The sequence below is a fragment of the Thalassospira sp. HJ genome (assembly GCF_000948415.1).
GTDB lineage: Bacteria > Pseudomonadota > Alphaproteobacteria > Rhodospirillales > Thalassospiraceae > Thalassospira.
Genome location: NZ_JYII01000003.1, coordinates 60,888 through 74,688, shown reverse-complemented (window position 1 = coordinate 74,688; position 13,801 = coordinate 60,888). Strand labels below are relative to the sequence as shown.

At 55.1% G+C, this 13,801-nt stretch carries 14 protein-coding genes; all 14 read left to right on the top strand.

Annotated elements, in window-relative coordinates; translation table 11 throughout:
* Positions 1-33: 33 nt before the first annotated feature.
* The 14 genes from tsf (at position 34) to lpxB (ending at position 13,496) form a co-directional block, all read left to right on the top strand.
* A complete protein-coding gene (gene tsf, locus UF64_RS01040) occupies positions 34-957 on the top strand; it encodes a translation elongation factor Ts (protein WP_044826772.1) in 924 nt (307 codons plus the stop codon).
* Between the two features lie 166 nt (positions 958-1,123).
* The gene (gene pyrH, locus UF64_RS01035) at positions 1,124-1,855 is read left to right on the top strand and encodes a UMP kinase (protein WP_044826896.1); all 732 of its coding nucleotides are present in this window, start codon (positions 1,124-1,126) and stop codon (positions 1,853-1,855) included.
* 2 nt (positions 1,856-1,857) lie between these two features.
* Entirely contained in the window at positions 1,858-2,421 is a 564-nt protein-coding gene (gene frr / locus UF64_RS01030; RefSeq protein WP_044826771.1) for a ribosome recycling factor, read from the top strand.
* Between the two features lie 2 nt (positions 2,422-2,423).
* Positions 2,424-3,164, top strand: a complete 741-nt coding sequence (locus tag UF64_RS01025) for an isoprenyl transferase (protein ID WP_044826770.1) — start codon at positions 2,424-2,426, stop codon at positions 3,162-3,164.
* The gene (locus UF64_RS01020; protein ID WP_235284921.1) at positions 3,151-3,969 is read left to right on the top strand and encodes a phosphatidate cytidylyltransferase; all 819 of its coding nucleotides are present in this window, start codon (positions 3,151-3,153) and stop codon (positions 3,967-3,969) included. The genes UF64_RS01025 and UF64_RS01020 overlap by 14 nt, the downstream gene beginning before the upstream one ends.
* A 39-nt stretch (positions 3,970-4,008) precedes the next feature.
* Positions 4,009-5,163, top strand: a complete 1,155-nt coding sequence (locus UF64_RS01015) for a 1-deoxy-D-xylulose-5-phosphate reductoisomerase (protein ID WP_044826769.1) — start codon at positions 4,009-4,011, stop codon at positions 5,161-5,163.
* A gap of 44 nt (positions 5,164-5,207) precedes the next feature.
* The gene (rseP, locus tag UF64_RS01010; protein WP_044826768.1) at positions 5,208-6,314 is read left to right on the top strand and encodes an RIP metalloprotease RseP; all 1,107 of its coding nucleotides are present in this window, start codon (positions 5,208-5,210) and stop codon (positions 6,312-6,314) included.
* Positions 6,311-8,632, top strand: coding sequence for an outer membrane protein assembly factor BamA (gene bamA / locus UF64_RS01005; RefSeq protein WP_044826767.1), 2,322 nt, complete (start codon positions 6,311-6,313; stop codon positions 8,630-8,632). Before rseP ends, bamA begins: the two co-directional genes overlap by 4 nt.
* Positions 8,632-9,210: an OmpH family outer membrane protein gene (locus tag UF64_RS01000; protein ID WP_044826766.1), complete on the top strand. Its 579-nt coding sequence runs from the start codon at positions 8,632-8,634 to the stop codon at positions 9,208-9,210. The genes bamA and UF64_RS01000 overlap by 1 nt, the downstream gene beginning before the upstream one ends.
* Positions 9,210-10,229 carry a UDP-3-O-(3-hydroxymyristoyl)glucosamine N-acyltransferase gene (lpxD, locus tag UF64_RS00995; protein ID WP_044826765.1) on the top strand — a complete coding sequence of 340 codons (1,020 nt, stop codon included), beginning with the start codon at positions 9,210-9,212 and terminating at the stop codon, positions 10,227-10,229. The genes UF64_RS01000 and lpxD overlap by 1 nt, the downstream gene beginning before the upstream one ends.
* Before the next feature lie 11 nt (positions 10,230-10,240).
* Entirely contained in the window at positions 10,241-10,690 is a 450-nt protein-coding gene (fabZ, locus tag UF64_RS00990; protein WP_044826764.1) for a 3-hydroxyacyl-ACP dehydratase FabZ, read from the top strand.
* A gap of 2 nt (positions 10,691-10,692) precedes the next feature.
* Entirely contained in the window at positions 10,693-11,496 is an 804-nt protein-coding gene (gene lpxA, locus UF64_RS00985) for an acyl-ACP--UDP-N-acetylglucosamine O-acyltransferase (RefSeq protein ID WP_044826763.1), read from the top strand.
* Positions 11,477-12,340, top strand: a complete 864-nt coding sequence (locus tag UF64_RS00980) for an LpxI family protein (RefSeq protein ID WP_044826762.1) — start codon at positions 11,477-11,479, stop codon at positions 12,338-12,340. Before lpxA ends, UF64_RS00980 begins: the two co-directional genes overlap by 20 nt.
* A complete protein-coding gene (gene lpxB / locus UF64_RS00975; RefSeq protein ID WP_044826761.1) occupies positions 12,330-13,496 on the top strand; it encodes a lipid-A-disaccharide synthase in 1,167 nt (388 codons plus the stop codon). Before UF64_RS00980 ends, lpxB begins: the two co-directional genes overlap by 11 nt.
* Positions 13,497-13,801: the final 305 nt, after the last annotated feature.

The window sequence follows — 13,801 nt, the reverse complement described above, 5'->3', positions numbered from 1 at the left end:
TGTTTACTGATCGCGTAATTAGGGGCTTTAAAAATGGCTATTACCGCTGCTCTCGTTAAAGAGCTTCGCGAAACCACCGGCGCTGGCATGATGGATTGCAAAAAGGCGCTGTCCGAAACCGATGGTAACCTGGAAGCTGCTGTTGACTGGCTTCGTACCAAAGGTCTTGCTGCTGCTGCCAAGAAAGCTGGCCGTGTTGCTGCAGAAGGTCTGGTTGCAGTTGCTGTTGACGGCACCAAAGGTGCAGTTGTCGAGCTGAACTCCGAGACCGACTTCGTTTCGCGTAACGAAGACTTCCAGAAATTTGTTGGCGAAATCGCGACCCAGGCTGTTGCTGCAAACGGCGACATCGATACCCTCAAAGCTGCTGCTTTCCCGGGTACCTCGCGTAACGTCGAAGAGCAGGTCACGCACATGATCGCCACCATCGGCGAAAACATGTCCCTGCGTCGTTCGGCTGGCCTGTCGGTCGAAAAAGGCGTTGTTGCTTCTTACGTTCACTCTGCTGTTGCTCCGGATCTGGGCAAAATCGGTGTTCTGGTTGCTCTGGAATCCGAAGCAGACGCTGGCGTTCTCGAAGGCCTTGGCAAACAGATCGCGATGCACATTGCTGCGACCAACCCGGCATCGGCAACCGTCGATGATCTTGATCCGGAACTGGTAGAGCGTGAAAAAGCCGTTCTGACCGAGCAGGCCAAAGAATCGGGCCGTCCGGCAGAAATCATCGAAAAGATGATCGAAGGTCGTATCCGTAAATATTACGAGCAGGTCGTTCTGGTTGAGCAGACCTTCGTGATTGACGGTGAAAACAAAGTCAAAAACGTGATCGAAAACGCTGCCAAAGAAGCTGGCAAGCCGATCACCCTTAAGGGCTTTGTTCGCTTCGAACTCGGTGAGGGCATCGAGCGCGAAGAAAAAGACTTTGCTGCCGAAGTTGCTGAGCAGCTGAACAAATAAAACATCTGATCGAAATGGTGCGTTTGCCACCATTTCGTGTATGATCCAGACCGGCGAGGTCGGCAGCGCATATCCGCCCTGTTACTCGCCGGTCTTTTTATATCTGAATTTTGCATTTCCCACGTTCGGGCAATGCGTTACATCGGCATTTAAGAGGCAATCCGACATGGCAGAAAACGGCCAACTGAAGTTTCGTCGCGTCCTTTTGAAGCTCTCTGGTGAGGGGCTCCTGGGCAAACAGCAATACGGTATCGATCCAGAAACGGTTGACCGGATTGCCAGCGAAATCAAAGCCGTTCATGACATGGGTGCCGAAGTCTGCATGGTGATTGGCGGCGGGAATATCTTCCGCGGCGTCAAGGGCGCCTCGCAGGGCATGGAGCGTGCAACGGCCGACTATATGGGCATGCTTGCCACCATCATGAACGCGCTTGCCGTGCAAAACGCACTTGAACGCCATGGCGTTCAGACCCGCGTTCAATCCGCTATTCCGATGTCCTCTGTTTGTGAGCCCTATGTGCGCCGTCGTGCGGTCCGTCACATGGAAAAGGGGCGTGTCGTGATCTTCGCAGCCGGCACAGGCAACCCGTTCTTCACGACCGATACCGCTGCTGCCTTGCGCGCGGTTGAAATGGGCTGTGATGCGCTGCTCAAGGGCACCCAGGTTGATGGTGTCTATACGGCCGATCCGAAAACCGATCCGACCGCAGAGCGTTATGACGCCCTGACCTATATGGAAGTTCTGTCCAAAGATTTGCGTGTGATGGACGCATCGGCTATTTCTTTGGCACGTGAAAATGATATTCCGGTTATTGTATTTTCTTTGCATAATCCGGGTGCCTTTGCAGACGTCGTTTCTGCAAAGGGGACGTTTACGATTATTTCGAATGGAGACTGAACGTGTCTGACGTTGCTGGCCTAAAAAAGGACCTGTCCCGCCGCATGGAAGGGGCTGTGGAAGTATTGCACAAGGAATTCACCGGTCTGCGCACCGGGCGTGCCAGTGTAAGCCTTCTGGAACCGGTCATGGTTGAAGCTTACGGCGTTCCGACCCCGCTTAACCAGGTGGCATCGGTCAGTGTTCCAGAATCCCGTATGCTTTCGGTTCAGGTTTGGGACAAGTCGATGGTGAAATCCGTCGAAAAAGCCATCCGTGATTCGGGCCTTGGCCTGAACCCGGCGGCTGATGGTACGCTTGTCCGCGTTCCGATTCCTGCACTCAACGAAGAGCGCCGCGCTGAACTCTCCAAGGTTGCCGGTAAATATGCCGAGCAGGCCAAGATTTCTGTCCGTAACGTGCGTCGTGACGGCATGGATCAGCTGAAAAAATGGGAAAAGGACGGTGACATCTCCAAGGACGAGATGCACGACCAGGAAAAAGAAGTTCAGAAGCTGACCGACAAGGTCATTGGCGAGATCGATGAAGCGCTCTCGCACAAAGAACAGGAAATCATGCAAGTCTGACAATGGCTGTTCTTTCTTCGCAAGCTCAACCTTCAGATACGCTCTGTGTGCCGCGTCATGTTGCCATCATTATGGATGGCAACGGGCGCTGGGCCCGCGGACGTGGTCGTCCTCGTACCATGGGCCATCGCGCCGGTGTTGATGCCGTGCGTCGCACCATCGAATCCGCGGGCGAACTCGGTATCGAGTATCTGACGCTGTATGGCTTCTCGACCGAGAACTGGAAGCGTCCGGAAAGCGAAGTCAGCGACCTGATGGGGCTGCTGCGTCTGTTCCTGAAGCGCGAATTGTCGACCTTGCACAAGAATGGCGTGAAAATTCGCATCATCGGGGATCGCTCGCGTTTTGCTGATGATATCCGCGAACTTCTGGCCAAGGCCGAAGATCAGACACGCGACAACACACGCCTGAACCTGACCATTGCACTCAGCTACGGTGCGCGTGCGGAAATTACCCAGGCGGTGCGTGACATTGCGGCCAAGGTTGCAGCAGGCGAACTGGCTGCGGATGAAATCACCGAAGACCTGATCGAACAAAATCTGTCGACGGCTGGTATTCCGGATCCGGATCTTCTGATCCGCACCAGTGGCGAACAGCGGATCAGCAACTTCCTGCTTTGGCAGTCTGCCTATACTGAGTTCGTTTTCGAAGACGTTCTGTGGCCGGACTTTGATCGCAGCCATCTGGAAAAAGCCATCGATAACTTTGCCGGGCGGGAGCGGCGTTTTGGTGCCGTCATCTGAGACCAACGATCAAAAAGATACCAATTCCAGCCTGATTCCACGCGTTCTTTCCGCGATGGTTATGGCGCCCGTCGCCGTTGCCGCCGTCTGGTTCGGTTCTCCCTATTTCGATTTGCTGCTGTTTGCCTTTTCTGCCGGGATGATGTGGGAATGGTCGCGCATGTGCGCACCCGAACACCATAACGGCATATCGGTTGTAACAGGTGTGGCTCTTGCTGTTGCCATGGTGATGTATGTCACCGGGCAGGAAGAATTTATCGTCATGCCGATCGCAATCGGGGTGATCATTGCTGCAGCCCGATCTGGTGCGAATTGGTTGCTTGCCGGATTTGGCGTTCTCTATATCTCGCTTGCAGCACTCTCGGCACTTTGGCTGAGGACCCAGGATGGCGACGGCCTTCTGATCATTATGTGGTTGTTCTTCCTTGTCTGGGCGACTGACACGGGTGGCTATGCGTTTGGCAAGACCATCGGCGGGCCAAAACTTGCACCGCGCTTCAGCCCCAAGAAAACGTGGGCCGGTTTGATCGGCGGTATGGTCTGTGCGGGCCTGATTGGCGGGCTGGTGACCTATTTCAGTTCTGATGCGATCAACTGGTCGATTGTGGCTGTCAGTATGGTTCTGGCGATCGTGGCACAAATCGGTGACCTTGGTGAGTCCGCACTTAAACGCCGTTTCAAGGTCAAGGACAGCAGCCATCTGATCCCGGGGCATGGCGGTTTGCTTGATCGTGCGGACGGGATGTTGTCGGTATTTCCTGTGGCCTTTGCTATTATCTGTTTCGCAGGGCTTTCTCTGCGTTAAGGCAGCCGATCCTCTGGCTGCTGTCCTTACAGGTGTTTGATGACTTTGAAGAAATCCGTCAGTGTCTTTGGTGTTACCGGTTCCATCGGGACCAGCACCGTTGGTGTTCTTAAATCCCACACTGACAAATATGTTGTCGAAGCTGTCACCGCCCATCGCAATGTTGATGCCCTGGCAAAGGCTGCGATTGAGCTTGATGCCAAATGCGCTGTCATTGGGGATCCGGCATTTTACGGTGACCTTAAGGATGCGCTGGCCGGGAAGGGCATTGATGTTGCCGCTGGCGAAGATGCGTTGATCGAGGCGGCCGAACGCCCTTCAGACATCGTCATTGCTGCAATCGTTGGGGCTGCGGGGCTTAAACCGACGCTTGCCGCCATTCGTCGTGGTGCACGCATCGGGCTTGCCAACAAGGAAACACTTGTTTGTGCCGGTTCCCTGATGACGGCCGAGATCGCCAAACATGGCGCAACTCTGATCCCGGTGGATTCGGAGCACAGCGCGATTTTCCAGGTGCTTGAAGATCGTGCTGAAAATCGCATTGATCGTATTCTTCTGACTGCGTCTGGCGGTCCGTTCCGTGAACGGTCGCTCAAGGACATGCAATCAGTGACCCGTGCGCAGGCCTTGGCACACCCCAATTGGGAAATGGGCGCAAAAATCTCTATCGATTCTGCGACCATGATGAACAAGGGGCTTGAGCTGATCGAAGCCTGGCATCTTTTCCCGGTGGCAGAAGAACAGATTGAAATTGTGGTGCATCCTCAATCAGTTGTTCACAGTATGGTGGAATATTCCGACGGTTCGGTTCTTGCGCAGTTGGGAACGCCGGATATGCGCACTCCGATTGCTTATGCACTTTCATGGCCGGATCGGATCAAGGTGGATACACCGCGTCTTGATTTTGCCACGATCGGAAGCTTGAACTTCGAGACGCCGGATACGGATCGTTTCCCGGCACTTCGGCTGGCACGTCAGGCCTTGCAGGAAGGGGGGACCCTGCCTACTGTTCTGAACGCTGCCAATGAAGTAGCGGTTGAGGCGTTTCTCAAAGACAGAATCGGCTTTTTGGATATCGCCGGTACTGTCGAAAAGATCATGACAAGGCTTGGAAGCGACGCGCTGACCGGCCTTGATCAGGTATTTGAAACAGATGCGATGGTGCGCCGGGAAACTGCGGCGTGTCTTGCATAGACTTGGATTGAAATTGCTGGTGCGACCGGCTTAGGGAATTCTTGATGGAAACCTTGCTTGCTTTTCTTTTTGTGCTCTCGGTGCTCGTGTTCGTTCACGAATATGGCCACTACTGGGTGGCCATCAAAAACGGAGTAAAGGTCGAAGCCTTTTCAATCGGGTTCGGACCGGAGCTTTTCGGCTGGCAGGATAAAAAGGGCACGCGCTGGAAGGTCAGCATCATCCCGCTGGGCGGTTACGTCAAAATGTTTGGCGATATGAACCCGGCCAGTGCGGGCGGTCGCGATGACCTTGATGAAGAAGAAGCAAAGCATGCCTTCCATCACAAAGGTGTCGCTGCCCGCGCGGCAATCGTTTTCGCCGGTCCCTTGGCCAACTTCATCTTTGCAATCATCGTTTTTACCTTCCTGTTTGCTGCGGTTGGACAGCAACGTGCGTTGCCGGTTGTTGGCGAAGTTCTCGATGACAGCCCGGCTGCCATGGCGGGCTTTGTTGCCGATGACGAAATTTCAGCAATCAATGGTCAGCCGGTCGAATGGTTCTCTGAACTCTCTGACATTGTGCGCGCCAATCCGGGGCAGCCGCTTTCTGTCACCGTGCAGCGTGACGGTCAGGCAATCGATCTTGCCGTTACGCCCGAAGCAATCGAAGTCGACGAGGGCGGTGTGACCGCAACCGTTGGGCGCTTGGGCATCACAGCGGGCGACTTTGAAATGAGCCGCACCGGCGTTGTTGAGTCGGTTGGCCGTGCGTTCGAGACCACCTATTCACTGACTGCACAGACATTCTCAGCCCTTGGTGAGATGATCAGTGGTGATCGTGACAGTTCCGAGCTTGGCGGGCCAATCCGGATTGCGCAGATGTCGGGGCAGGTCGCCGAAGGGGGCATTGCGCCGCTTCTGTTCTTTATGGGCTATCTCTCCATCAGCCTTGGGTTGATCAACCTGATGCCTGTTCCGGTTCTGGATGGTGGCCATCTTGTGTTCTACGCGATTGAGGCAATTCGCGGTAAGCCATTGGGGGCAAAAGCACAAGAATATGGTTTCCGTATCGGCGCGGGTTTGGTATTCAGCTTAATAATTTTTGCAACGTGGAACGATTTGACGCAATTGGGTGTCTTTAGTTTCCTCAAAGGACTTGCTGGCGGATGAGTGACAGCAACAGGGGGGTTAACTTGCTGCGTAAGGTAAAAGCGGCCGTTGTGATTACGGCCCTGCTTGGCGGAACGGCGCCATTGTTTGTTCCTGTGGCAGTGCATGCCCAATCGGGTCTGATTCGCGACATCGAAGTCGAAGGCAATAACCGTATCGAAAGTGCGACGGTCAACGCCTACCTGACGGTTGCTCCTGGCGATTCCTATGACGTGCAGAAAATCAATAACTCGCTGAAGGCCTTGTTCTCGACCGGCCTTTTTGCGGACGTTTCATTCTCCTTTAATCAGGGGATTCTTCGGGTCAATGTCGTTGAAAACCCGATCATCAACCGGATTGCCTTTGAAGGTAACCAGCGCCTAGATGACGACACCCTCGGGGCTGAACTGCAATTACGTCCGCGCGTAGTTTATACCCGCACCAAGGTTCAGGCCGACGTTCAGCGTGTTCTGGAACTCTATCGCCGCAGCGGCCGCTTTGCGGCCACGGTTGAGCCCAAGGTCATTCAGCTCGATCAGAACCGTGTTGATCTGGCGTTCGAGATTGATGAAGGCGATGCGACCGGCATCCGCAAGATCAACTTCGTTGGCAACAAGGCGTTTGATGATGGCGAGCTTTCCGATGTCATTCGGACGACCGAAAGCGCCTGGTGGAAAATCCTGACCGCTGACGATAACTATGATCCCGATCGCGTGACCTTTGACCGCGAATTGCTGCGCCGCTTCTACCTTGCGGCTGGCTACGCCGATTTCCAGGTTTTGTCTTCTGTCGCTGAACTCACCCCGGATCGCTCCGACTTCTTCGTGACCTACACGGTCAGTGAAGGGCAGCGCTATCAGTTCGGTGACATCAATGTTGTCTCGCAAATCGACAAGATCGATCCGGAAACGCTGAAGCCGCTTGTCGAGATCGAAAGCGGTGAATGGTATAACGCGACGCTGGTTGATGATGCCGTTGACGCCCTGACTGACAGTGTCGGAGATCAAGGCTATGCCTTTATCGATATCCGTCCGAACGTTCAGCGCAACCGTGAAGCTGGCACGATTGACATCACGTTTAACATCGCCGAAGGACCCAAGGTCTATGTCGAGCGCATCAACGTTGTTGGCAATGTCCGCACACTTGATGAAGTCATCCGACGTGAGTTCCGTCTCGTCGAAGGCGATGCGTTCAGCAGCTCCAAGATGCAGCGCTCCAAGCAACGCATCGAGAACCTCAACTTCTTCAAATCGGTCGACGTCAAGACCCTGCCGGGCGCATCACCCGACCAGACCGTTATTGAAGTTGATGTCGAAGAAAAATCGACTGGTGAATTCTCCATCGGTGCCGGCTACGGCACGGACAACGGTGCCTTTGGTCAGCTTGGCATTCGCGAACGTAACCTGCTGGGTAAGGGGCAGGACCTGCGCCTGAACTTCACGCTTGGTTCTACAGACCAGCAGGTCGACCTGTCCTTTACCGAGCCATACTTCCTGGATCGCGAAATCGCTGCGGGCTTTGACGTCTACCGCCGCGAAGAGGATAACCAGGACGAAAGCTCTTACGATGAAGAGCAGACGGGCGGCCGTCTACGTGCTGGTTTCAAGTATAGTGAAGAACTTTCGCACTCGTTCCGCTACACGCTTGAGAAAAACAGCTACTCGGATATCGATGAAGATGAAGCATCGCGTCTGCTTTTGGCAGAAGATACCGAGTTCGTTGAATCGGCTATTGGTCATACTCTGACCTATGACGAACGCGATAGCACGATTTCCCCAACCGAAGGTTACTTCGCGCGGCTGTCAAACGATCTGGCCGGTATTGGTGGTGACGAAAACTATCTGCGGACCCGCGTTGAAGGCGGCTACTACTACCCGCTGGATCGAGAGCATGAATGGATCTTCTCCACCCGTGGTGCAACCGGTTATATCTTCGGGTTCGACGATGATACTCGAATTTCTCAGCGCTTCATGGTCGGTGGTTCGAACCTGCGCGGCTTTGAATCTGCGGGTGTTGGTCCGCGCGATATCGCGACCGGGGATGCGTTGGGGGCCAAAATGTACTACACAGGTACAGTGCAAATGGACTTCCCGCTTGGTACGCCCGACGAGTTTGCGCTTACCGGCCGCATCTTCAGTGACTTTGGCTCAGGCCGGGACGTTGATGGTGCTCGCGCGGGTGAGATCTATGATACCGGATCGCTGCGTAGTTCCGTTGGTTTCGGTGTCGGTTGGGAATCGCCGTTTGGCCCGATTGGTGTTGATATCTCTCAGGCCATCACAAAAGAAGATCACGACAAAGAGGAAATGTTCCGACTTAACTTCGGAACCAGATTCTAATGAAAATGATCAAATCACTACGTAACCTGCTGGTTCTTTCCGCCCTGATGGGTTTTGCGGCCAATGCGTCTGTGGCACAGGCGCAGGAACCGAACCAGGATAATTTCGCATCTGTGATGATTGTCGATGTTGCCGGGATCATGCGCGAGGCGTCTGCGATGCAGGATGCCCGCAAGCAGATCCGCGAACGGCAGGTCGCCTATCAGCAGGAAATCGAAACCCGTGAGCAGGGCCTGCGTGACGAGGAAAAACAACTCGCACAGCAGCGCACCCTTCTGGCTGCAGATGTGTTTCAGGAAAAGCAACGCGCTTTCCAGCAGAAAGTCGCCGATTTTCAGAAATTCGCCCAAGCCCGCAGCCGCGTCCTTGATCAGGCCTTGGCAGAAGCCCAGTCCAAATTCACTCAAACCCTGAACGAGATTGTCGGTCGCATTGCCGAAGAACGCGGGGCTAACCTTGTCCTGCATCGCGGGCAGGCCGTGCTGTTTGCAACCTCGATGGATGCGACCAAGGCCGTCTTTGATCGGGTAAATGCCGAAGCGCCAACCATTACGGTTGAATTCAAGGAAGCCTCCTGATGGCGGATGCGCGTTTCTTTAGCCGCAAGGGACCATTCGGTGTCGCCGAAATCGCGGCGCTGACGGAAACAACCCCGGTCAATGCACCCGATGAAACGCGGGTCTTTCAGGATGTTTCACCACTGCAGAATGCCGATGGCGATATCCTGAGCTTCTTTGATAACCGCAAATACCTTGATGCCTTCACCAGCAGCAAGGCAGGGGCCTGTTTCGTGCGTCCTGAATTTGTCGAGCGCGCGCCCGAGGGCATGGTGTTGTTCACCACCAAGGACCCGTACCGTGCCTATGCCAAGGCCGCGACTGCGTTCTATCCATTTGAAACCGGCAATGGCGTCGTCTCCGATCACGCCGTGATTGACCCGACCGCCAAGCTTGGCAAAGGTGTTCAGGTTGATGCCGGTGCTGTCATTGGCGCCAATTGCGAAATCGGCGACGGCACCATCATCGCGTCCAACGCCGTCATCGGTGAGGGCGTTGTCATTGGTGCAGGCTGCAAGGTTGGGGCGAACGCCTCGATTAGCCACAGCCTGATTGGCAATCTTTGCCTGATTTATCCCGGTGCCCGCATCGGGCAGGACGGGTTTGGCTTTGCCATGGGGCCACAAGGCCACGTCAAGGTCCCGCAGCTTGGCCGTGTTGTCATCGGCAATGACGTCGAAGTCGGCTCAAACAGCACGATTGACCGTGGGGCAGGGCCCGATACCGTGATCGGCAATGGCTGTCGTATCGACAATCTGGTGCAAATCGGCCATAACGTTGAACTTGGCATGGGTTGCGTCATTGTCTCGCAAGTCGGGATTTCCGGCTCGACCAAGCTTGGTAATTTTGTGGTGCTTGCCGGTCAGGCAGGCATTACTGGTCACCTTGAAATCGGCGATGGCGCGAAAGTCGCAGCCCAAGCCGGCGTCATGAAAAACATCGGACCGGGCGAAACTGTGGGCGGCAGCCCCGCCGTTCCGGTCATGGAATATCATAAACAGACGGTCGCCTTGTCGCGTCTGATACGAAAAAAGAAATAAGGGCTACACACATGACCGAACTGGTAAGTGTCGATATCCAGCGCATTCTGGAAATGATTCCGCATCGCTATCCGTTCCTTCTGATCGACAAGGTCATCGACATCGAAACCGATGTCTGTGCGACCGGCATCAAGAACGTCACGATGAACGAGCCGCAATTTACCGGCCACTTCCCGCAGCAGCCGATCATGCCCGGTGTTCTGATCATCGAAAGCATGGCGCAAACCGCGGCAATCCTGGTGGTCCAGACGCTCGGTGCGGACGCAGAAGGCAAACTTGTTTATTTCATGAGCATCGATAACGCCCGTTTCCGCAAGCCGGTCACTCCGGGTGATGTCATGCACATCCATGTCACCAAGAAACAAAGCCGTGGCCCTGTCTGGAAATTCGAAAGCCAGGTCAAGGTCGACGGTCAGGTCGTTGCCGAGGCCACCATCGCCGCGATGATCCGGGATAACTGATAATGTCAAAAGTGCATCCAACCGCCGTTGTCGAAGATGGCGCGCAGATTGGTCAGGATGTCGAAATCGGGCCCTATAGCGTGGTCGGTCCGAATGTTGTCTTGGGTGATGGTGTCAAACTGCACAGCCACGTTGCTGTCGCAGGTCACACCACCCTTGGCGATCAGTGCGAAGTCTATCCGTTTGCCTCTGTCGGTCACGCGCCGCAGGACCTGAAATTCAAGGGCGAACAAAGCCGTCTGGTCGTTGGCAAGCGCACCAAAATCCGCGAGGGCGCGACCCTTAATCCGGGCACCGAAGGTGGTGGGATGGAAACCACCATTGGCGATGATTGCCTGCTGATGACGGGTGCCCATGTCGGTCACGATTGCCATGTCGGCAATCAATGTATTCTGGTCAATAACGGCACACTTGCTGGCCACGTTTTGGTCGAAGACTTCGCCATTGTTGGCGGTCTGTCGGCGGTGCACCAGTTTGTTCGTATCGGCAAGCACGCCATGATCGGCGGCATGACCGGTGTCGAAAGCGACGTCATTCCTTATGGTTCCGTGATTGGCAACCGTGCCTATCTGTCAGGTCTGAACATCGTTGGCCTCAAGCGTCGCGGCTTTGATCGTGAAACCATTCATTCGCTGCGCAAGGCCTATCGTCTGCTGTTTGCGCAGGAAGGCACACTCGCAGAGCGCGTCGAAGAAGTCGCCAAGGATTTTGAGGGTGTCGGTCCGGTGATGGAAATCATCAATTTCCTCAAAGCGGAAAGCATGCGTTCCGTATGCACGCCGAAATATGACAGCTCCGCAGGATAATCCGCAGCCAAAATTGGGGATTATCGCCGGAGGCGGGGCACTTCCCGCCCGTCTGGCAGGGGCTGCGATTTCCGCTGGCCGTGATGTTTGCATCGTCAAACTCGATGGCTATGCCGATGATCCTGACCTTGATCAATATCCGACTGTAACCACACGCCTTGGCGCGGCAGCCAAAATCCTTGATGCCATGCGCGATGCAAACTGCCAGGATGTCGTTCTGGCAGGAAAAGTCGCACGTCCAAGCTTTTCATCCATCCGCCCCGATTGGCGCGCGGCCAAACTTCTGATGAAGGTCGGTTCCAAGGCGCTTGGCGATGATGGTTTGCTCAAGCTTGTTGGCAAGGAGCTTGAGCGCGAAGGTTTCCGGCTGCTCGGTGCCCATGAAATTCTCGGCGATCTCGCTGTCGAGGAAGGCGTGCTTGGCAAAGTAAAACCGGACGAGCAGGCAATTTCCGATGCCCGCCATGGCCTGGCCGTCGCCCGGACACTGGGACAAGCCGATGTCGGGCAGGGCTGCGTCGTGCAGCAGGGGCTGGTGCTGGCACTCGAAGCCATCGAGGGCACCGACGAAATGGTCCGCCGTTCAGCGACCTATAAGCGCGATGGCGTTGGTGGCGTGCTGGTAAAGTCTGCCAAGCCGCAGCAGGACAAACGTCTTGATCTGCCGGCCATTGGCATGACAACGATCGAAGAGGCCCACAAAGCCGGGTTACGCGGGGTTGCGTTGCTCGCGGGTGGAACCATGATCATTGACCGGGCAGCTGTAATTGCCCGTGCCGATGCGCTGGGCCTATTTGTGGTCGGTCTGGCTCTTCCGGACGAGGAATCCCCCCATGGCGGATGAAACAGCGCCACTTGGTCCGAAAATCATGCTGGTTGCCGGTGAAGCATCCGGGGATCAACTGGGCGGTCGCCTGATGGCGGCGCTAAAGGCCAAGCAGGACCACATCCGTTTCATTGGTGTCGGTGGCCCGCGTATGGAACGTGAAGGCCTCAAAAGCCTGTTTCCAATGAACGAAATGTCGGTCATGGGCCTGACAGAGGTAGTGCCTCATATCCCGCATTTGCTCAAACGCATTTCCCAGACGGCCGACTTCGCCAAATCCGAAAAACCCGATGTCGTCATCACCATCGACGCCCCGGATTTCAGCTTTCGCGTCGGCAAGAAGCTAAAAGGCAAGGGTATCCCGCTGGTGCATTATGTCGCACCATCAGTCTGGGCATGGCGCGAAGGCCGGGCGAAGAAAATCGCCGGTTTTCTTGATCACCTGCTCGCACTGCTGCCGTTTGAGCCGCCTTACTTCGAGAAAGAAGGCCTGCCAACCACCTTTATCGGCCACTCAGCGGTCGAAGAACGCCATGACGGGAATGGTGACAGGTTCCGCACCCAACATGGCCTGAGCCCCGATCAAAAGCTTCTGGCCGTCCTGCCCGGAAGCCGCAATTCCGAGGTTAAACGCCTGCTGCCTGTGTTCAGGCAGGTCATTGATGACATCGCGGCCAAATATCCCGATGCCCGCATCGTCGTCCCGACCGTCAGCAAGGTCGCCGACACGGTTACCGCAGAAATGAAAACATGGCCGCTTGATCCACTTGTCGTTACCACCGATCAAGACCGCCATGATGCGTTTGCGGCTGCCAATTCGGCCTTGGCCGCATCGGGGACCGTATCGCTTGAACTGGCCATTGCCGGTGTACCGCACGTGATCGCCTATCAGGTCAACGCGATTACCGGCTGGATCGCAAAGCGCCTGATCAAGATTGATACCGTCACCATCGTTAATCTGGTTCTGGGGCAAAAGCTGATCCCCGAATTCCTTCAGGATAACTGCAAGGCAAAACGCATTACTCCGCGCCTTGAAGCCCTGATGTCAGACGGCCCGGAAAGAGCCGCCCAGATCGAAGGCTTTGACAAAGCCTGTACCTTGCTCGGATTTGGTGACAGGCCGCCCAGCGAAAAGGCAGCCGAGCAGATTTTGAAAATCATCGCCAAAAAATAACCTGTTACGGGTGGCGTCAAATCCGCATTGCAACTAGGTTCTGAGGGTCCAAACTCATTCACATGACCGGCCCGGCAACTGATATGAGAGAAAAAGCAAGGAAAAGCCCGCAGATCGGGGTGATCCCCGATCAAGGGATTTGACGCAGAGGCTTTCTCTCATATTAGTTGTCCTTTAGATTCCCCGAATTTGCACGGGCTATTTTGTCGCAAAATCTTGAAAGAGATAGATCTTCCGGCGATTTCGCTTCGCATATCCGCACAAATTCGGGTGACCGGGACGATTATGTGAATGAGTTTGGACCC